General features: G+C 70.3%; 18 protein-coding genes and 2 tRNA genes. 16 read left to right on the top strand and 4 right to left on the bottom strand.

From position 1 onward, the window contains the following. The first annotated feature begins 206 nt into the window (after positions 1–206). Together OHA30_RS10580 and OHA30_RS10575 are read left to right on the top strand one after the other, a co-directional pair. Positions 207–695, top strand: a complete 489-nt coding sequence (locus OHA30_RS10580) for a ribose-5-phosphate isomerase (protein WP_328913563.1) — start codon at positions 207–209, stop codon at positions 693–695. Between the two features lie 8 nt (positions 696–703). Next, positions 704–1,537 carry an Fpg/Nei family DNA glycosylase gene (locus tag OHA30_RS10575; protein ID WP_328913562.1) on the top strand — a complete coding sequence of 278 codons (834 nt, stop codon included), beginning with the start codon at positions 704–706 and terminating at the stop codon, positions 1,535–1,537. Positions 1,538–1,555: 18 nt separating this feature from the next. On the opposite strand, the gene OHA30_RS10570 is transcribed toward OHA30_RS10575, so the two are convergent. Further along, complete coding sequence (locus tag OHA30_RS10570; protein ID WP_328913561.1) at positions 1,556–2,785, bottom strand: GNAT family N-acetyltransferase; 1,230 nt, start codon at positions 2,783–2,785, stop codon at positions 1,556–1,558. Between the two features lie 117 nt (positions 2,786–2,902). Between OHA30_RS10570 and OHA30_RS10565 the strand changes: the two genes are divergently transcribed. Together OHA30_RS10565 and OHA30_RS10560 are read left to right on the top strand one after the other, a co-directional pair. Continuing rightward, positions 2,903–4,066, top strand: coding sequence for a PP2C family protein-serine/threonine phosphatase (locus OHA30_RS10565; RefSeq protein WP_328913560.1), 1,164 nt, complete (start codon positions 2,903–2,905; stop codon positions 4,064–4,066). Between the two features lie 114 nt (positions 4,067–4,180). After that, positions 4,181–4,375 (top strand): hypothetical protein, encoded by a 195-nt coding sequence (locus OHA30_RS10560; RefSeq protein WP_328913559.1) that lies wholly within the window; start codon positions 4,181–4,183, stop codon positions 4,373–4,375. Here OHA30_RS10560 and OHA30_RS10555 read toward each other — a convergent pair. Next, complete coding sequence (locus tag OHA30_RS10555; RefSeq protein ID WP_328913558.1) at positions 4,340–5,395, bottom strand: asparaginase; 1,056 nt, start codon at positions 5,393–5,395, stop codon at positions 4,340–4,342. The two genes, OHA30_RS10560 and OHA30_RS10555, sit on opposite strands and share 36 nt — an antisense overlap. Before the next feature lie 120 nt (positions 5,396–5,515). Between OHA30_RS10555 and OHA30_RS10550 the strand changes: the two genes are divergently transcribed. Beyond that, entirely contained in the window at positions 5,516–5,968 is a 453-nt protein-coding gene (locus OHA30_RS10550; protein WP_328913557.1) for an Lrp/AsnC family transcriptional regulator, read from the top strand. 82 nt (positions 5,969–6,050) lie between these two features. Here OHA30_RS10550 and OHA30_RS10545 read toward each other — a convergent pair. After that, positions 6,051–6,121 (bottom strand) — tRNA-Gly (locus OHA30_RS10545). A gap of 111 nt (positions 6,122–6,232) precedes the next feature. On the opposite strand from OHA30_RS10545, the gene OHA30_RS10540 reads away from it, so the two are divergent. The 5 genes from OHA30_RS10540 (at position 6,233) to clpX (ending at position 11,129) form a co-directional block, all read left to right on the top strand. Continuing rightward, positions 6,233–6,309: transfer RNA gene (locus OHA30_RS10540), tRNA-Pro, on the top strand. 190 nt (positions 6,310–6,499) lie between these two features. After that, entirely contained in the window at positions 6,500–7,930 is a 1,431-nt protein-coding gene (gene tig / locus OHA30_RS10535) for a trigger factor (protein ID WP_328913556.1), read from the top strand. A 292-nt stretch (positions 7,931–8,222) separates the two neighbouring features. Further along, positions 8,223–8,840, top strand: a complete 618-nt coding sequence (locus OHA30_RS10530) for an ATP-dependent Clp protease proteolytic subunit (protein ID WP_328917810.1) — start codon at positions 8,223–8,225, stop codon at positions 8,838–8,840. Between the two features lie 94 nt (positions 8,841–8,934). Then, positions 8,935–9,630: an ATP-dependent Clp protease proteolytic subunit gene (locus OHA30_RS10525; protein WP_405785626.1), complete on the top strand. Its 696-nt coding sequence runs from the start codon at positions 8,935–8,937 to the stop codon at positions 9,628–9,630. Positions 9,631–9,845: 215 nt separating this feature from the next. Beyond that, a complete protein-coding gene (clpX, locus tag OHA30_RS10520) occupies positions 9,846–11,129 on the top strand; it encodes an ATP-dependent Clp protease ATP-binding subunit ClpX (RefSeq protein ID WP_328913555.1) in 1,284 nt (427 codons plus the stop codon). Between the two features lie 81 nt (positions 11,130–11,210). Here the strand turns inward: clpX and OHA30_RS10515 are convergent, their stop codons facing one another. Further along, the gene (locus OHA30_RS10515) at positions 11,211–12,230 is read right to left on the bottom strand and encodes a hypothetical protein (RefSeq protein ID WP_328913554.1); all 1,020 of its coding nucleotides are present in this window, start codon (positions 12,228–12,230) and stop codon (positions 11,211–11,213) included. A gap of 180 nt (positions 12,231–12,410) precedes the next feature. On the opposite strand from OHA30_RS10515, the gene OHA30_RS10510 reads away from it, so the two are divergent. From OHA30_RS10510 to mreC, 6 genes are all read left to right on the top strand, one after another. Continuing rightward, entirely contained in the window at positions 12,411–15,044 is a 2,634-nt protein-coding gene (locus tag OHA30_RS10510; protein WP_328913553.1) for a valine--tRNA ligase, read from the top strand. A gap of 175 nt (positions 15,045–15,219) precedes the next feature. After that, positions 15,220–16,743, top strand: a complete 1,524-nt coding sequence (folC, locus tag OHA30_RS10505; protein ID WP_328913552.1) for a bifunctional tetrahydrofolate synthase/dihydrofolate synthase — start codon at positions 15,220–15,222, stop codon at positions 16,741–16,743. 13 nt (positions 16,744–16,756) lie between these two features. Further along, a complete protein-coding gene (locus OHA30_RS10500; protein ID WP_328913551.1) occupies positions 16,757–17,095 on the top strand; it encodes a DUF4233 domain-containing protein in 339 nt (112 codons plus the stop codon). A 97-nt stretch (positions 17,096–17,192) separates the two neighbouring features. Beyond that, positions 17,193–17,606 (top strand): nucleoside-diphosphate kinase, encoded by a 414-nt coding sequence (ndk, locus tag OHA30_RS10495; protein ID WP_328913550.1) that lies wholly within the window; start codon positions 17,193–17,195, stop codon positions 17,604–17,606. Between the two features lie 197 nt (positions 17,607–17,803). Continuing rightward, complete coding sequence (locus OHA30_RS10490) at positions 17,804–18,829, top strand: rod shape-determining protein (RefSeq protein WP_328917808.1); 1,026 nt, start codon at positions 17,804–17,806, stop codon at positions 18,827–18,829. A gap of 138 nt (positions 18,830–18,967) precedes the next feature. Beyond that, a complete protein-coding gene (gene mreC / locus OHA30_RS10485; protein WP_328913549.1) occupies positions 18,968–19,960 on the top strand; it encodes a rod shape-determining protein MreC in 993 nt (330 codons plus the stop codon).

Genomic DNA, 19,960 nt, shown 5'->3' with positions numbered 1-19,960 from the left:
CGGCCGGCGTTTGAGGGCAGTCCCAGCCCGGCCGGCGTTTGAGGGCAGTCCCAGCCCGGCCGGCGCTTGAGGCCAGAACCAGCCCGCCCGGCGTTTGAGGGCAGAAGCGCGCGCCGCGCCGGGCGTCGTACCCCTCAGCCCGTCCGGCGCCTGAGGACAGCGGGCCCCCGCCCCGAGGGCCACCCCGCCCATGAAAGACTGACCGCATGCGCGTGTACCTCGGCTCCGACCATGCCGGCTTCGACCTCAAGGCCCACCTCGTGGAATGGCTCGCCGCCAACGGCCACGAACCCGTCGACTGCGGCGCCCACATCTACGACGCCGTGGACGACTACCCCCCCTTCTGCCTCCGCGCAGCCGAACGCACCGCCGCCGACCCCGGCGCCCTCGGCATCGTCATCGGCGGCTCGGGCAACGGCGAGCAGATCGCCGCGAACAAGGTCAAGGGCGTACGCGCCGCGCTCGCCTGGAGCGAGGAGACCGCCTCCCTGGCCCGCGAGCACAACGACGCGAACGTCCTGAGCATCGGCGGCCGGATGCACACCGTGGACGAGGCGACGAAGTTCGTCGAGATCTTCCTCGCCACCCCGTACTCGCACGCGGAGCGCCACCAGCGCCGTATCGACATGCTCGCCGGCTACGAGGCCACCGGTGAGCTGCCCCCGATCCCGGCGCACCACCCCCAGCAGGACTGACCCGGCCGATGCCCGAGGGTCACACGATCCACCGGCTGGCCGAGGACTGTCTGGACCGTTTCGCCGGGCGGCCGGTACGGGTGAGCAGCCCGCAGGGGAAGTTCTCGGACAGCGCGGCGCTGCTCGACGGCTCCGTGCTGGACGGGGTGGACGCGCACGGCAAGCACCTCTTCCTCGGTTTCACCGCGTCGGGCTGGGTCCACATCCACCTCGGTCTGTTCGGCAAGGTCGCGTTCGGCACCCCCGCCGCGCAGCCGCCCACCGACACCGTACGGCTGCGGCTCATCGGCGGGCGGCTCGACGAGCATGTGATGGATCTGCGCGGTCCCACGACCTGCCGGCTGCTCACCGAGCCGGAGAAGGCGGCCATACACGACCGGCTCGGCCCGGACCCGCTGCGGCCCGGCGACGACCCCGGACGCGCCTACGCCCGGATCTCCCGCTCCCGGGTCCCGGTCGCCACGCTGCTGATGGACCAGAAGGTGATCGCGGGCGTCGGCAACGTCTACCGCGCCGAGGTGCTCTTCCGGCACGGCGTCGACCCCTTCCTGCCGGGCCGCGCGCTGACCCGCCCGGTGTGGGACGCGATGTGGACGGACCTGGTGGCGCTGATGCGCGAGGGCGTGCGCAACAACCGGATCGACACGGTCCGCCCGGAGCACGAGCCCGAGGCGATGGGCCGCCCGCCGCGCCGGGACGACCACGGCGGCGAGGTCTACGTCTACCGGCGCACCGGGCAGCCGTGCCTGATCTGTACGACCCCCGTCCGCACCCAGCCCCTGGCGGCCCGCAACCTCTTCTGGTGCCCCACCTGCCAACCCCCCTCGCCCTACGCGCCCTGAGCCCGCCCCGAGGGCCCGTCAGAAGCCGTGGGGGAGCCAGGGCTCGATGTCGGTGCGGAAGGCCGCGGACGTCTCCGCCAGTGCGCCGGGGCGCAGTTCGCGGACGGTGCCCGCGCCCGCCATCGCGCGCAGCGAGAAGCCGCCGAGGTACGCCGCCCCCAACTCCTTCGCGGACAGCGCCAGATCCGCCGGATCGGACGTCCGCTCGCAGCTCGCCCCCTTCGCGTCGCCGCTCAGCCGCCAACGCCCCGCGTTCCAGGGGCAGAACGCGTCCTCGACCTCCAACACCACGTCCACCGGCGTGGTGTAGGTCCGCGCCGCCAGCGCCGCGCCCACGTCCACCAGACGTACGTGCAGTCCGTCGCGGAAGGCGAAGCCGCAGCGGCGGAGGTCCGAGACCAGGTGCAGCAGCGGGTCGTCCGCCGGGCGGTTGTGGAACGAGACCTTGGCGGTGAGGTCGATGGACGTCAGATAACGCCACAGCGCCGCGTACGTCGCCGGATCGAGTGCTTCCACGTCGCGCAGCTTGACGTCGCCGTCCGGGCCGAGGGGGCTCCACTCCGACTGCACCGCGTACCGCGCGTACCCCCGTGTCTCGCCGTCCACCTCCGCCAGCGCGCACAGCAGCGGGCCCGCGCCGTCGCGCTGGCCCGGCGGGTCGAGCAGCGGCTGTGTCTCCCAGCCCGGCTGCCGGGCCAGCATGCCGGGGCGGCCGGCGACCAGCCGTGAGTAGATCCCCTCGCACGCCGCCATGCCCTCCTCGGGGGAGACCACCCGGACACGTACGGCGTCCGCGCCGGCCGGGGCCGCGATCGAGACCCGTGTGGTGTCGACCACACCGCGCAGTTGGCGCGTGGCGATCCCGTAGCCGAACCGCCCGTAGATCGCGGGCTCCGAAGCGGTCAGCACCGCCACGGACTCACCGCGCTCGCGGACGTCGTCGAGCTGCTTGCGCATCATCGAGCTGAGCACACCGCGGCGACGGTGCGTAGCCTGAACACTCACCATAGTGACCCCGGCGACCGCCGGCGCCGCGCCGCCCGGTACCGTCATACGGAAGGTGAACGCACCCGCCGTACCGATCACCTCGTCGCCGTCCCAGACCGCCAACGACCGTTCCAGTTCGGTGACTTGGCGCCACTGGGCGCGCTCCTCGGGCTGGTCGGCGGGGCCGCCGAAAGCCCGCTCCAACCGCCCGTAGAAGTGATCCCAGTGCTCTGCCGTCAGTATCCGTACATCGATCGTCATCCTCACTGCCTACCAGGCCGGCCCCGTACGGGCGAACGTATTTCCGCTCGTCGGGAAGAAGCTCACAGGGCATCCGGCCTGCACGGCAGGGCCATCCGTGGGTAGGGTCGCCGGAACATGGCAAAAGGCGTGGCAAGCGAAGGTCTAGGACTGCGGTGGCGAAGATGGCTGCACCGGGTCCGCCTCGCCGTGCGCAAGTCCGCCGTCGACTACTTCCGCGGCGACGCCTCCGACTGGGCCGGACTGGCCGTACTGGCCGTGACCATCCCGGCGTTGGCGTACACCACCGTCTGCACGCCCGTGTGGTGCCCGCCCAGCGCCCTGGTGCTGCCCATCCTGACCGGCGGGCTGCTGCTGCGCCCGGCCAGCCTCCTGCTGCTCTACGCGGCCTCCGCCGTCGCGCTGGTGGTGGAGTCCGCGGTGCTCGGCCCGTACCGGGAGGGCCCGGCGCGGGTCACGCCCGGCACGGTGCTCGTGGTCACCGCGGTGGCGCTGACCGGGCTGATCATCGCGCAGTTCAGGGCCCGGGTCGGGGTGCCCTGGCGGCGCGGCCACACCATGCTGTTCGACCTGCGCGAACGCATCCGGGTGCAGAGCAGACTGCCGCGGCTGCCCGGCGGCTGGCACGCCGAGATGGCGCTGCGGCCGGCCGGCGGCCAGTCCTTCTCCGGTGACTTCGTGGTCGCCACCCGCGGCTCCGGCGGCCGGATACTTGAGGCCGTGCTCACCGACGTCTCGGGCAAGGGCATGGACGCGGCCTCGCGTTCGCTGCTGCTGTCCGGCGCCTTCGGCGGCCTGCTGGGCTCGCTGCCGCCGCACGCCTTCCTCACGGCCGCCAACGGCTATCTGCTGCGGCAGAACTGGGAGGAGGGATTCGCCACTTCGGTGCATCTCGTGCTCGACCTGGAGAGCGGCGACTACGAACTGCTCTCGGCCGGCCATCTGCCGGGCATCCAACTCCACGCGGGCAGCGGGCGCTGGGAGGAGAAGGCCGCGGAGGGGCCGCTGCTCGGGGTGTACGACGGGGCCGAATTCCACGGCGTCAAGGGGACGTTGCGCAGCGGTGACGTGCTGATGCTCTTCACCGACGGCCTGGTGGAGGCGCCCGGCCGTGATCTCGCCGAGGGCATGGACCGGCTGATGGGCGAGGCGGACCGCTTCGTGGCCACCGGATTCCGCGGCTCCGCCTGGCGGTTGATCGAGGCGGTCGCCAAAGACGTCAACGACGACCGGGCGTTGCTTGTGGTGTGCCGGGACCAGCCCACGGGAATGGGAGTATGAGCCGTTCGCATCACCTGTGACGGTGCCGGATGGCACCATGGGCACGGGCGAGGCGGGGGCGGCGGCGTGGTCCCCCGACGGGCAAGGTCTCACCGAAAGAGGAAGTGATCCGCTGTGGTTATCTCCGCGTCCGCTGTGCTTCTCCTGGCGATCGTCCTGGTCATCATGATCAGGTCGAAGTCCATCAAGGTGGGGCCGGCGATCGTGGCGGCCCTCTTCGGCTTCTTCGTCGCCTCGACGAACATGGCGCCGTCGGTCAACCGCTTCCTGACGTCACTTGCGGACACCATCAACCAGATAAAGCTCTGACGCGGGCAGCGACTGCGCCGGGGCCGCCAGGATCCGCCGCAGCGTCTCGGCCGCGTCCGCCCGTTCCAGACCCGCCCCGTCCGTACCGCTTCCCGCGGCCAGCAGCGCCGCGAGCACCGCGATCCGGGCCTGGCCGGACCGCAGGGTGCCGGTCAGCAGCGCCCCCGCCGCCACCAGGTCCACCGCCCCGCCGCCGGTGTAGATCGGCGCCACCGCCCCCGCCGCCACCCGTGTGCTGACGGCCACCAGGACGCCGTCCTCAGTGGCCCGGCGCACGGCGTCGGCCACGTCCGGATTCGCGTTCCCGGCGCCCGTGCCGACCACCACGACCCCCCGCGCGCCCGCCGCCAGCGAGGCGTCGAAGAGCACCGCGTCGCCGTCGCTGTGGTGCATCAGGACGTCCACCCGGGGGACGGTCGCGCCGGGCGCGGGCATCGGCAGCGCCGCGGGCCGCGGCCGCCGCCGTCCCCAGCTCACCCGGCCGAACTCGACCCGGCCCAGCGGGAGTCCGTCCGGGTCGCCGAAGGCGCGGGCGTCCACGGTGTGCTTCTTGACGGTGCCGCGGGCCGCGAAGACCTGGCCCGCGAAGACGATCACGGCGCCGATGTCCCGGCCGGTGGCGGCGGTCAGCAGCGCGTCGTAGAGATTGCCCGCCGCGTCGCCGTCCTCGGCGTCCAGCGGCCTCTGGGCGCCTGTGAAGACCACCGGACGGCGGTCGGCGTGGAAGAGGTCGAGGAAGAAGGCGGACTCCTCCAGGGTGTCCGTACCGTGGGTCACCACGACGCCGTCCACCGAGGGGTCGGCCAGCACCTCGTGGACGGCGTGCAGCAGGCGGAGCTGGTGGTCGGTGGTCAGCCGGGAGCTGTTGACCGTGAACAGGTCGACGACGCGGACGTCCACGTCCTCGGGCACCGCGCCCGCGGCGAGGACTTCCTGGCCGTCGGCTTCGGCCGCGTAGCCGTCGCCCTGCCACCGGCTGGCGATGGTGCCTCCGGTACTGATGACCACAACATGTCGCACGCTGCTCCCGCCTCCCTTTGGTCACGTGGTTCTCGTGAGACACAATGATATGCGCGTAGACCTGCCATATGATTGCTAATACTCGCCAGTATTCGGCCAGTCGTGCTACAAAATGCCGCTATGGACGCCATCGACAGAAGAATCCTGCGAGAGCTCCAGGCGGACGGCCGGCTGACCAACCAGGAACTGGCCCACCGGGTGGGGCTCACCCCGTCCCCGTGTCTGCGCCGGGTGCGCCAACTGGAGGACGACGGGGTGATCCAGACCTACCGCGCGGTGGTCGACCCGGCGGCGGTCGGCCGGGGCTTCGAGGTCTTCGCGTCCGTGGAGGTCCACCGTGACCGCGACTCGGTCGCCGCCTTCGAGGCGGAGCTCCAGTCCACCCCCGACGTGGTCGAGGCGTACCGGCTCTACGGCGCCCCCGGGTGCCTGCTGCGGATCGCGGTGGCGGACTCCGACGCGTACGAGCGGTTCTGGACCGAGAAGCTGATCGCCCTGCCGGGTGTCTCGGACGTCAACTCACAGATGATCATGAAGCGCATCAAGTCCCCGCAGGGCGTCCCGGTCGACTGACCGCCCACGACCTGCCCGGAGAGGGGAAAAGCCGCGGCCCAGGTGCCGGAATCCCTCCGCCACCTGGGCCGCGGCCATCAAGAGCGGGCGACGGGAATCGAACCCGCGTAGCTAGTTTGGAAGACTAGGGCTCTACCATTGAGCTACGCCCGCAGCGCCTGTGATTCTGGCACATCGCACAGCAGTCGGTCGAACCGGCGGAGCCGCGGGTGGAATGCCGGCTGCCCGCGGGTACGAGGGCATGTACTCTACGTGTCGCACCAGCGGGGTGTGGCGCAGCTTGGTAGCGCGTCCGCTTTGGGAGCGGAAGGCCGTCGGTTCGAATCCGGCCACCCCGACCAGCAGTTCCTCGATGGTCGGGGCTCAGGGGCCGTGTGCCGCGCGGGGCGGCGTACGACCCCGCCCGGGACGTTTGTGGTACCGGTAGGATGGGCCGCTGGCAACCGAGCAGTCGGCGTGGCCGTGTACCCCATGGACACCGTTTGACCCTCGGTCGCCCCCATCAACGTAAAGCCCCAAGGAGACCCAACCGTGAAGAGCGCCGTCGAGACTCTGAACCCGACCCGGGTTCGACTCACTGTCGAGGTGCCCTTCGAGGAGCTCAAGCCCAGCCTCGACGCGGCGTACAAGAAGATCAACCAGCAGGTCACGGTGCCGGGCTTCCGCAAGGGCAAGATCCCTGCGCGCGTCATCGACCAGCGGTTCGGCCGTGGCGCGGTCCTCGAAGAGGCCATCAACGACGCGCTGCCGAAGTTCTACACGGAGGCGGTCAACGACGGGGAGCTGAACGTTCTCGGCCAGCCCGACGTGGACATCACCGAGTTCAACGACGGCGACGAGCTCAAGTTCACCGCCGAGGTGGACGTCCGCCCGACGATCGAGATCCCGGACTACTCCGGCATCGAGGTCACCGTCGACGCCGTCACGGTGTCGGAGGAGGACGTGGACGAGTCGCTGGAGCAGCTGCGCGACCGCTTCGCCTCCACCACGCCCGCCGACCGCCCGGCCGCCGACGGCGACGTCGTCGTGGTCGACCTGGAGGCATCGGTCGACGGCGAGGTGCTGGAGGACGGCGTCGCCTCGGGCGTCAGCTACACCATCGGCTCGGGCCAGCTCCTCGACGGCATCGACGAGGCCGTCATCGGCCTGGAGAAGGGCGGCTCCGCCACCTTCGCCTCCGAGCTCAAGGGCGGCTCCGCGGCCGGCCGCGAGGCGTCCGTCAAGGTCGACGTCTCCGACGTCCAGAGCCGTGAACTGCCCGACCTGGACGACGACTTCGCCCAGCTCGCCTCCGAGTTCGACACCCTTGAGGAGCTGCGCGCGGACAGCCGCAAGCGCCTGGAGCGGATGAAGTCGTACGACCAGGCCACCCAGGCCCAGGAGAAGGTGCTCGACGCCCTCATCGAGCTGGTCGAGGTCCCGATCCCGGAGAAGCTGCTCAAGGACGAGATCGAGACCCGTACGCACAACCTGGAGCATCACCAGTTCCCGGGCCTCGGTCTGACCTGGGAGACCTACCTGGAGCGCGAGGGCAAGACCCGCGAGGAGTACGACGCGGAGCTGGAGGCCCAGGCGGTCAAGGGCATCAAGACCCAGTTCATCCTGGACGAGCTGGTCAACAAGGAGAAGCTGTCGGTCAACCAGGAGGAGCTCACCGAGCACCTCATGCGCCGCGCGGCCACCTCCGGCATGACCCCCGACCAGTTCGCGCAGGCCGTCGTCGAGGGTGGCCAGGTGCCGATGCTCGTCGGCGAGGTCGCCCGCGGCAAGGCGCTGGCCGCGGTCGTGGAGGCCGCCAAGGTCACCGACTCCAACGGTGAGCCGGTCGACCTGGACGACGACGAGGACGAGGACGGCGAGACCGTCAACGTCTCCTCGCCCGCCGACCTGGCCGACGCCCAGAAGGCCGCCGCCGCCGAGACCTCCGAGGTCTCCGACGAGGGCGACGCCGACAAGAGCTGATCCGGCACCCCGTCCGGTCCACGCGTCACGGGCCCGAACGTCGATCGGCGTTCGGGCCCGTAACCATTGGCCCGGTACCCGGGCCCGTACCCCTCGCGGCCGCGGTTCAGCCCACCCTGCGCTCACAGCGAACAGTTCCGCGTAGGGGATTGCCGGGCCCCACCTGCGCGTTAGGGTCCGTTAGTAGGAGGGCGGGGGCGCGGCAGCCAGTGGCCGTCCCCGGCCCTGACGAAGACCCTGTGACGGCCTGTCCGCCGTCCGACAACGAGCAGGTGGATACGTGACTACTCCGATGCCTTCCGCCGCCGGCGAGCCGACCTTCGGTGGCCTCGGCGACCAGGTCTACAACCGACTGCTCGGCGAGCGAATCATCTTCCTCGGCCAGGCTGTCGACGATGACATCGCCAACAAGATCACCGCGCAGCTGCTCCTCCTTGCCGCGGAACCGGACAAGGACATCTTCCTCTACATCAACAGCCCCGGCGGCTCCGTGACCGCCGGTATGGCGATCTACGACACCATGCAGTTCATCAAGAACGACGTGGTCACCATCGCCATGGGCATGGCCGCCTCGATGGGCCAGTTCCTGCTCACCGCGGGCACCCCCGGCAAGCGGTTCGCGCTGCCGAACACCCGCATCCTGATGCACCAGCCCTCCGCGGGCCTGGGCGGCTCCGCGACCGACATCAAGATCCAGGCCGAGCAGCTGCTGCACACCAAGCGCCGGATGGCCGAGCTGATCGCCCAGCACTCCGGCCAGACCTTCGAGCAGATCACCAAGGACTCCGACCGCGACCGCTGGTTCTCCGCCGAGGAGGCCAAGGAGTACGGCCTGCTGGACGGCGTCATGCTCTCCGCCGCGCATGTCCCGGGCGGCGGCGGCACCGGCGCCGGCGGCCCGGCGGCCTGAGCCCGGCCGGGCCCGCGGGCCCGGCCCCGGAAGCCGGCCCCCGGCCGACGAGCCCCCAGATCCCTCGAAGCTCTTCATCACCAGGACGGTGGACGTGAACCCCTTGAACTTCCCCGGCAGCGGCCTGTACGAGCGCACCGAGGCCGAGCGCCCCGGCGTGTTCTCCGCCGAGGCCCGCTATGTCATCCCGCGCTTCGTCGAGCGCACCTCGCAGGGCGTGCGCGAGTACGACCCGTACGCGAAGCTCTTCGAGGAGCGGGTGATCTTCCTCGGCGTGCAGATCGACGACGCCTCCGCCAACGACGTCATGGCCCAGCTGCTGTGCCTGGAGTCGATGGACCCCGACCGTGACATCTCCGTCTACATCAACAGCCCCGGTGGCTCCTTCACCGCGCTGACGGCGATCTACGACACCATGCAGTTCGTGAAGCCCGACATCCAGACGGTCTGCATGGGCCAGGCGGCCTCCGCCGCGGCCGTGCTGCTGGCCGCCGGCAGCCCCGGCAAGCGGATGGCCCTGCCGAACGCGCGGGTGCTGATCCACCAGCCGTACAGCGAGACCGGCCGCGGTCAGGTCTCCGACCTGGAGATCGCGGCGAACGAGATCATCCGGATGCGCCAGCAGCTGGAGGAGATGCTCGCCAAGCACTCCACCACGCCGATCGAGCAGATCCGCGACGACATCGAGCGCGACAAGATCCTCACCGCCGAGGAGTCGCTGGCCTACGGTCTGGTCGACCAGATCGTGTCCACCCGCAAGACTTCCGTGTCCTCCGAGATCCCCCACTGAGCCCTGTTCCACAGGTCCGGCAGGGTCTCCGCAAGGGTCCGTCAGCAGTCGGACGGTCCGCCCGCGCGAACGGCCTCCCTCGGACACGGTACGGACTCGGTGAGCGAGTACGTCCAAGGGGGGCCCACACGGGGGGTACGGCAAGGTACCGTCGATGAGAGAAGCACCAGGCTCCGTTGAAGGTCGGCGGAACCCAGGCGAAGGGGAAACACCTCGTGGCACGCATCGGTGACGGTGGAGACCTGCTGAAGTGCTCATTCTGCGGAAAGAGCCAGAAGCAGGTGAAGAAGCTCATCGCAGGCCCCGGTGTGTACATCTGCGACGAGTGCATCGACCTCTGCAACGAGATCATCGAGGAGGAGCTTGCCGAGTCCTCCGAGGTGCGCTGGGAGGATCTGCCCAAGCCGCGGGAGATCTACGAGTTCCTGGAGAGCTACGTCGTCGGCCAGGAGCCCGCGAAGAAGGCCCTGTCGGTGGCGGTCTACAACCACTACAAGCGGGTCCAGGCGGGTGAGAGCGGCCGCGCGGGCCACGACGACGCCATCGAGCTGGCCAAGTCCAACATCCTGCTGCTCGGCCCCACCGGCTCCGGCAAGACGCTGCTGGCCCAGACCCTGGCCCGGATGCTCAATGTGCCCTTCGCCATCGCCGACGCCACCGCGCTCACCGAGGCCGGGTACGTCGGCGAGGACGTGGAGAACATCCTCCTCAAGCTGATCCAGGCGGCCGACTACGACGTCAAGAAGGCCGAGACCGGGATCATCTACATCGACGAGATCGACAAGGTCGCCCGCAAGAGCGAGAATCCGTCGATCACCCGTGATGTCTCGGGCGAGGGCGTGCAGCAGGCGCTGCTGAAGATCCTGGAGGGCACCACCGCCTCCGTGCCGCCGCAGGGCGGCCGCAAGCACCCGCACCAGGAGTTCATCCAGATCGACACCACGAATGTGCTGTTCATCGTGGGCGGCGCCTTCGCGGGTCTGGAGAAGATCATCGAGTCCAGGGCCGGCGCCAAGGGCATCGGCTTCGGCGCGACCATCCGCTCCAAGCGCGAGCTGAACCTGGCCGACCAGTTCTCCGAGATCATGCCGGAGGACCTGGTGAAGTTCGGCATGATCCCCGAGTTCATCGGCCGCCTCCCGGTCATCACCAGCGTGCACAACCTGGACCGCGAGGCGCTGCTGCAGATCCTGCTCGAACCGCGCAACGCGCTGGTGAAGCAGTATCAGAAGCTCTTCGAACTCGACGGTGTGGAGCTGGAGTTCGAGCACGGCGCGCTGGAGGCCATCGCCGACCAGGCGATCCTGCGGCAGACCGGCGCGCGCGGTCTGCGGGCCATCATGGAGGAAGTCCTGATGTCGGTGATGTACGAGGTGCCGTCCCGCCAGGACGTGGCCCGCGTCGTCATCACCGCGGAGGTCGTGCACTCCAACGTCAACCCGACGCTGGTCCCGCGCGAGCCGCGGATCGTCGGCAAGGGCGAGCAGAAGAGCGCCTAGCCCCCGCGGGCACAGTCGGCACACGAAGGGGGCGCCCGGTCCGGGAAGGACCGGGCGCCCCCTTTCCATGCGTGTGCGGCGCTACTTGATCTCGACGCGCGTGTCGGTGCGGACCTTGGCGGTCAGCTCGGCGGCGGCGTCGATCGACAGGCCGCCGCCCCCGGAGACGATCGCCGTGAGGTCGATCGGGACCGTGTAGCCGACGGTGCTGTAGTCGGCCCACATGCAGATCGGCATCGTGAAGGACGTGCCCGAGGACTTCTCGGTGTACTTGACGCTCTGGCACTCCATGACGGCGTCGTCGAGCCCGGCGGGCTTGACCTTCTGCGCGCTGCCCACGAGTTCGGTCGTGTTGCCGTCGCTGTCGGTGCCCTCCTTGGTGGCCTGCTTGGACAGCTCGGAGAACATGCCGTCGACGACCTTCTCCGGGTCCTTGACCGTGCCCCACACACCGCTGAACTCCAGCATCTTGCCGGTGAGCTGGTTGCCGCTCTGGTAGGCGGCGGTGACCCGCTGCGGGTCGGTCATGCCCAGCGCCTTGAGCTTGCCGAGGTCCGAGTCGTCGAAGCCGTCGTCGTCGGCGGAGGTGTCGCTCTTCTTGTAGTCCGTGGCGACGACGGCGGGCGTGGTCAGCTTGTATTTCTTGCCGTCGTTGGCGACCGAACCCCCGTCGCCGTCGCTCCTGGCGAGGAGGAAGACACCGGCGCCGACCGCGACCAGGACGACCACGACACCGATGATGATCCCGGTGCGCTTGCCCCCGCCGCGCTGCGGAGCCGGCGGCTGCGGATAGCCGTAGTCGGGCTGCTGGCCGTACGGCGGCTGCTGCGGGGGCACCTGCCCGTACGGGTTCGGCTGCCCGTAGGGCTGCTGCGGGGGCGGACCCTGCTGTGGGTAGCCGTAACCGGGCGCCGGGGCCTGCGGTGGGCCGTATCCGGGCTGCGGGGCCTGCGGTTGGCCGTAACCGCCCGGCTGGGGCTGGCCGTAGCCCCCCTGCTGCGGCGGCTGGGGCTGGCCGTAACCGCCCTGCTGCGGCTGGCCGTAGCCGCCGCCCTGGGGTTGCTCCCCGTACGGGTTCGGTGGCGGCTGGTTGTAACTCATGGGCTTCGTCCCCTCCGTTAACGAGTCCGCCCATCCTCTCGTCCGCCCTACCGCTTCTTTACCTCAGGGCGGCAACCACTTGGTAACAGCCGGTCCCGGTCCGAGGGCCGCCCGGGACCGGGCCGGCGGCCTGTGGACAACCGGCGGGAGCAGTGCCGCCGCCCCCGTAGAATCGGCTGCGTGACCGACAACACTCAGCAGCGCCCCGACCGAGGGCCGAACAGCACCCCCGAACTGCCGACCCAGTACGCGCCGGCCGAGGTAGAGGGGGCGCTGTACGAGCGCTGGGTGGAGCGCGGCTACTTCGAGGCCGACGCCAAGAGCGAGAAGCCGCCGTACACCATCGTCATCCCGCCGCCGAACGTCACGGGCAGCCTGCACCTCGGGCACGCCTTCCAGCACACGCTGATGGACGCGCTCACCCGCCGCAAGCGCATGCAGGGCTTCGAGTCGCTGTGGCTGCCCGGCATGGACCACGCCGGCATCGCCACCCAGAACAAGGTCGAGCAGCAGCTCGCCGAGGAGGGCCGGGCCCGGCAGGACATCGGGCGCGAGGCGTTCGTCGAGCGGGTCTGGCAGTGGAAAGAGGAGTACGGCGGCCGTATCCTCGGCCAGATGCGCCGCCTCGGCGACGGCGTCGACTGGTCCCGTGAGCGCTTCACCATGGACGAGGGCCTGTCCCAGGCCGTCCAGACCATCTTCAAGAAGCTCTACGACGACGAGCTGATCTACCGCGCCGAGCGGATCATCAACTGGTGTCCGCGCTGTATGACGGCCATCTCCGACATCGAGGTCGAGTACCAGGACGACGAGGGCGAGCTGGTCTCGCTCAAGTACGGAGAGGGCGACGAGACGGTCGTCGTCGCGACCACCCGGGTCGAGACGATGCTCGGCGACACCGCGGTCGCCGTCCACCCCGACGACGAGCGGTACGCGCATCTGATCGGCAAGCGGATCAAGCTGCCGCTCACCGACCGTACGATCCCGGTGGTCGCGGACACCCATGTCGACCCGGAGTTCGGCACGGGCGCGGTCAAGGTGACGCCCGCGCACGACCCGAACGACTTCGCGATCGGCCAGCGGCACGGCCTGGAGTCTCTGACGATCATGGACGAGCGCGCGGTCATCACCGTGCCCGGCCCCTTCCAGGGACTCGACCGGTTCGAGGCGCGCTCGGCGATCGTCGCGGCGCTGCGCGAGCAGGGCCGGATCGTCGCGGAGAAGCGGCCGTACGTCCACTCCGTCGGGCACTGCTCGCGCTGCAAGACCACCATCGAGCCGCGGCTGTCGCTCCAGTGGTGGGTCAAGGTCGAGCCGCTGGCGAAGGCGTCCGGCGACGCGGTCCGCGACGGCCGGGTGAGCATCCACCCGCCGGAGATGTCGAAGCGCTACTTCGACTGGGTCGACAACATGCACGACTGGTGCATCTCGCGCCAGTTGTGGTGGGGCCACCGCATCCCGGTCTGGTACGGGCCGAACGGCGAGCAGATCTGTGTCGGACCGCACGAGCAGCCGCCGACGGGCGAGGGCTGGACCCAGGACTCCGACGTCCTGGACACCTGGTTCTCCTCGGCCCTGTGGCCGTTCTCCACCCTGGGCTGGCCCGAACAGACCCCGGACCTGGAGAAGTTCTACCCGACCGACGTCCTGCTCACCGGCCACGACATCATCTTCTTCTGGGTCGCCCGGATGATGATGTTCGGCCTCTACGCCATGGACGGCGTCGCGCCCTTCCACACCATCGCGCTCACCGGCCTGGTCCGCGACGAGTTCGGCAAGAAGATGTCGAAGTCCAACCCCAACTCGGTGGACCCGCTGGACTGGATGGACGCCTACGGCTCCGACGCCGTCCGCTTCACCCTGGCCAGGGGCGCCAACCCGGGCGCGGACGTGCCCATCGGCGAGGACTGGGTCCAGGCGTCGCGTAACTTCGCGAACAAGATCTGGAACGCCACCCGGTTCGCGCTGATGAACGGCGCCACGGTCGAGGGCCCGCTGCCCGCGCCCGAGGAGCAGTCGGCGACCGACCGCTGGATCCTGTCCCGGCTGAACACCGTCCTTGCCGAGGTCGACGCGCTCTACGACGACTACCAGTTCGCCAAGCTCTCCGACGCGCTCTACCACTTCGCGTGGGACGAGGTCTTCGACTGGTACGTCGAGCTGTCGAAGACCACGTTCTTCAAGGGCGGCGAGGGCGCGCGGGTCTCCGGCCGGGTGCTGGGCGAGGTGCTGGACGTCACGCTGCGGCTGCTGCACCCGATCGTGCCCTTCGTCACCGAGACGCTGTGGACCACGCTGACCGGCAAGGAGTCCGTGGTGATCGCGGACTGGCCCCGGGACAGCGGCTTCCGCGACGCGGCGGCCGAGGCGGAGATCGCCGAGGTCCAGCGGGTGGTCACCGAGGTCCGCCGGTTCCGCTCCGACCAGGGCCTCCAGCCCGGCCAGAAGGTCCCGGCGCTGCTCACCGTCGACGGCACACTGCTCGCGCCGCACGAGGACGCCATCCGGCAGCTGCTGCGCCTCCAGCCCGCGGGCGAGGGCTTCCACGCCACCGCCACGCTGCCGGTGGGCGGCGCCACGGTCGCGCTCGACCTGTCGGGCACGATCGATGTCGCGGCCGAGCGCAAGCGGCTCGGCAAGGACCTCGCCGCCGCGCAGAAGGAGAAGGCGGACGCCGGGAAGAAGCTGGGCAACGAGGCGTTCCTCGGCAAGGCGCCCGAGCCGGTCGTCGCCAAGATCCGGGCCCGGCTGGCCACCGCGGAGTCCGACATCGCCCGTATCACCGCCCAGCTCGCGGCGCTGCCCGAGAGCTGAGCCCGTATCGCACGGCGGCGGGCCCTGACCACTCGGTCCTGGCCCGCCGCCGTACTCGCGGGGGACCCGGGCCCGGGACGCGCGCCGCACCCCGGACGTACCGCCCGTACCCCCTGGCACTCCGGGCCCGGCGGGCCCGTGCCGACCCGCCCCCGCGGCTCCGTAGACTGGCCCGGTGAGCGAGCACCCCCCGAGCGACGAGCCGTACGACGCCCCCGACGACCTCGACGACGAGCCCCCGGGTGAGTCGGAACCGCGTGAGGCCGACATGGCGGTCATCGAGGCGGGCAGCCGTACGCTGCGCACCCAGGTCACCCCGCCGGCCCCGGAGGACGACGTACCGTCCCGGCCGCAGGACCCCGAGGTCGACCGGGAACTGCGCGCGGTCGAGGAGGAACTGCTCGGCCGCTGGCCCGAGACCAAACTCGATCCGTCACTCGTCCGTATGACGGCCCTGATGGACGTCCTCGGCGAACCCCAGCGTGCCTACCCCGCGATCCACATCACCGGCACCAACGGCAAGACCAGCACCGCCCGGATGATCGAGCGGCTGCTGCTCGCCTTCGAGCTGCGCACCGGCCGCTACACCAGCCCCCATGTGCAGTCCGTGACCGAGCGGATCAGCCTGGACGGCAGGCCGATCAGCGCCGAGCGCTTCATCGAGACCTACCGCGACCTCCAGCCGTACATCGGCATGGTGGACGCCGCGCAGCCGCACCGGCTGTCGTTCTTCGAGGTCCTCACCGGCATGGCCTACGCGGCCTTCGCCGACGCCCCCGTCGACGTGGCGGTGATCGAGGTCGGCATGGGCGGCAGCTGGGACGCCACCAATGTGCTGGACGGTCAGGTCGCCGTGGTCACCCCGATCTCGCTCGACCACACCGAGCGGCTCGGCGGCACCCCCGGCGAGATCGCCGTGGAGAAGGCCGGGATCGTCAAGAAGGACGCCACCGCGGTCCTCGCCCAGCAGCCCGCCGACGCGGCGCGTGTGCTGCTCAAGCGGGCGGTCGAGGTGGAGGCCGATGTGGCCCGCGAGGGCGAGGAGTTCGGTGTCCTGCACCGCGAGATCGCCGTCGGCGGGCAGCTGCTGACCCTGCGCGGCCTGGGCGGCGAGTACGAGCAGATCTTCCTGCCGCTGCACGGCGAGCACCAGGCGCACAACGCGGCCGTCGCGCTCGCGGCCGTGGAGGCGTTCTTCGGCATCGGCCGGCTGCATCAGCGCACCCTGGACGTGGACACCGTCCGCGCGGCCTTCGCGGCCGTCACCTCGCCCGGCCGGATGGAGGTGGTCCGCCGCAGCCCCACCGTGGTGCTGGACGCGGCCCACAACCCGGCGGGCGCGCTCGTCACCGCTGCCGCCGTCAGCGAGGTCTTCGACTTCACCCATCTGGTGGGTGTGATCGGGCCGAGCGGTGACAAGGACGTGCGCGGGCTGCTCGAAGCGTTCGAACCGGTGCTCTCCGAGGTCGTGGTGACCCGTAACTCCACCCGTCGCGCGATGGACGTGGACGCGCTGGCCGCGCTCGCCGTCGAGGTGTTCGGCGAGGACCGGGTGCAGGTCGAACCGAGGCTGGACGACGCCCTGGAGGCGGCCGTTACGCTGGCCGAGGACGAGGGCGCGTACTCCGGGGCCGGGGTGCTGGTCACCGGCTCGGTCATCACCGTGGGAGAGGCCCGGCTGCTGCTGGGCCGCAAGTGAAGGGGCCCTGGCCATGCGGACGCTGTGTTCGAGCACGTTGATCGGTGAGTTCTTCCTCATCGGCTTCGCCGGGCTGGTCGCGATGAAACACCCCGACCTGACGGCGGGCACGGTGTGGACGGTGTGCGGCGTCGCCATGGTGCTGTGCGTGCTGCTGTGCGGCATGGTCACCCGTCCGGGCGCGCTGACGATCGGCTGGGCACTCCAGATCGGACTGATCGCGAGCGGCTTCTGGGTCGGTACCATGTTCTTCCTCGGCGTCATCTTCGCCGCGCTGTGGTGGGCCTCGATCCACTACGGCCGCAAGGTCGACGAGATCCGGGCCCGGAACGCGGCGCAGCCCGCCGCCTGAAGCCTGTCGGGCCCGCGCCCATGTACCTGCCACGCACGTCACACGGCCTTGTAGGCTCTTCGCACACCCGTTTGTCATCTTTTCCAGGAGCCGCCCCGTGTCGCAGCGCACCCTCGTCCTTCTCAAGCCGGACACCGTCCGCCGCGGCCTGGTCGGTGAGGTCATCGGCCGTATAGAACGCAAAGCGGGCTGGACGATCGGCGCGATGGAGCTGCGCACCCTGGACCGCGGCACCCTGGAGCAGCACTACGCCGAGCATGTCGGACGGCCGTTCTACGAGCCGTTGATGGAGTTCATGGCGTCGGGCCCCTCGGTCGCGCTCGTGGTCGAGGGCGAGCGGGTGGTCGAGGGTCTGCGCGCGCTGGCGGGTCCGACCGACCCGATCGCCGCCGCGCCGGGGTCCATTCGGGGGGACTTCGGCACGATCGTGCGGGAGAATCTGATCCACGCCTCCGACTCCGAGGAGTCCGCGGAGCGCGAGATCAAAATCTTCTTCCCCGGTCTGGCGTAACACCCTTCGGCCATCGGTATGTGCCGGGGGCCGCGGGGGAACCAAACACTCCGACACGGCGTCACCATTACTGAGGTCCGCTGTGTGTTCTGATGACAATGGCGTCGGAACCCCGACGCCGCGTCCGGTCCGGCGCGACTACGATGGAACCTCCTCTCAAGCTCGGGAAGGCCAGACGTATCCACATGGCGAACAACATGTCGTTCATCGGCCGTGACATGGCTGTCGACCTCGGGACGGCCAACACGCTGGTGTACGTCAGGGGCCGCGGGATCGTCCTGAACGAGCCGTCGGTCGTGGCGGTCAACACCAACACCGGTGGCATCCTCGCGGTCGGCTCCGAGGCCAAGAAGATGATCGGCCGCACTCCCGGCAACATCGTGGCCGTCCGGCCGCTGAAGGACGGCGTCATCGCCGACTTCGAGATCACCGAGCGCATGCTGCGCTACTTCATCCTCAAGATCCACCGGCGCCGGTACATGGTCCGGCCGCGTGTGGTGGTGTGCGTGCCCTCCGGTATCACCGGAGTGGAGCGCCGCGCCGTCATCGAGGCCGCCACGCAGGCCGGCGCCCGTACCGTGCACATCATCGAGGAGCCGATGGCCGCCGCGATCGGCGCCGGGCTCCCGGTGCACGAGGCGACCGGCAACATGGTGGTGGACATCGGCGGCGGCACCACCGAGGTCGCGGTCATCAGCCTCGGCGGCATCGTCACCGCGCAGTCCATCCGGGTCGCGGGCGACGAGCTGGACAACGCGATCATCCAGCACATCAAGAAGGAGTACAGCCTGCTGCTCGGCGAGCGCACCGCCGAGCAGATCAAGCTCACCATCGGCTCGGCGTTCGACCCGAAGCCGAAGCAGGAGGAACACACCGAGATCCGCGGCCGTGACCTGGTCAGCGGCCTGCCCAAGACCGTGGTGATCTCCGCGGGCGAGGTGCGCAAGGCCATTGAGGAACCGGTCAACGCGATCGTGGACGCGGTCAAGACCACCCTGGACAAGTGCCCGCCGGAGCTTTCCGGCGACATCATGGACCGCGGCATCGTGCTGGCCGGCGGCGGCGCCCTGCTCCGCGGTCTGGACGAGCGGCTCCGGCACGAGACGGGCATGCCCATCCACATCGCCGAGTCCCCGCTCGACTGCGTGGCGCTCGGCGCCGGCAAGTGCGTCGAGGACTTCGAGGCCCTGCAGCAGGTCCTCGACGCCGCCCCGCGCAGATGAACGGGCGTGGACGGACCGGCATACCGGTCAGGCACGACCCGGCGCGCATGATGCGGCACACCACCCCGGCACAGTAGCTCCGACCGGCCGCGGCCCCAGCGGCGGCGGGTCCGATGAGGAAGGCACGGACTGGCGCCCGTGAGGGACACACGAGAGAGCCGGCTTCTGCTGGTGCTGCTGGTGGTGGTCGCGTTCGCGCTGATCACCATGGACATCCGCGGCGGTGAGAACTCACCGCTCGACCGGCCGCGGCAGGCGGCCCAATCCGCCTTCGGTCCGGTCGAGAAGGCCGTGGCCGGCGCGGTCGACCCGGTCGGGAACGCCATAGACGCCATCCGCGACTCGGGCGACCGCAGCGCCACCATCAGCCGCCTCCAGCGCGAGAACGAGACGCTCAAGCAGCAGCTCGGCAGCAAGGACATCACCCGCAACCGGTCCCAGGAGCTGGACAAGCTGCTCAAGACCGCGGGCGCGGGACAGTACACCGTCAAGGGCGCCCAGGTCATCGCCATAGGAGCGGCCCAGGGCTTCTCCTGGACCGTCACCATCGACGCGGGCAGCCACGACGGCATCACCCGCGACATGACGGTCATCAACGGCGACGGCCTGGTCGGCCGGGTCACCACCGTCGGCCCGTCCACCGCCACCGTGCTGCTCGCCAACGACCCGGACTTCACGGTCGGCACCCGGCTGGAGGGCTCGATGGAGCTGGGCTTCGCCGGAGGCCAGGGCGACCGGCCGATGCGGGTCCAACTGCTCAACGGCAAGGCCGCCGTGCACAAGGGCGACCGGCTGGTCACCTTCGGCTCGGAGGCCGGCAAGCCGTTCGTGGCGGGCGTCCCGGTCGGCAAGGTCGTCGGTATCGAGCCGTCCGCGGGCAACCTCACCAAGACCGTGCTGGTGCAGCCGTACGTCGGCTTCACCCGGCTGGACATAGTGGGCGTCGTCGTTCTCGGGCCGCGCACCGACCCGCGTGACAGCGTGCTGCCGCCGCGGCCCGCCCCGCCGCACACCGCCGCGCCCAAGGGCAAGGTCACGGTGAAGCCCGGCGACAACCCGACCCCCTCGGACACCGACACCGGCGCTCTGCCGGCCGACGAGCCCACCCCGACGAACACCACCAGGGGCTGA

This window comes from Streptomyces sp. NBC_00223 (assembly GCF_036199905.1).
Lineage (GTDB): Bacteria > Actinomycetota > Actinomycetes > Streptomycetales > Streptomycetaceae > Actinacidiphila.
This window is presented reverse-complemented; position numbering and strand designations above follow the sequence as displayed.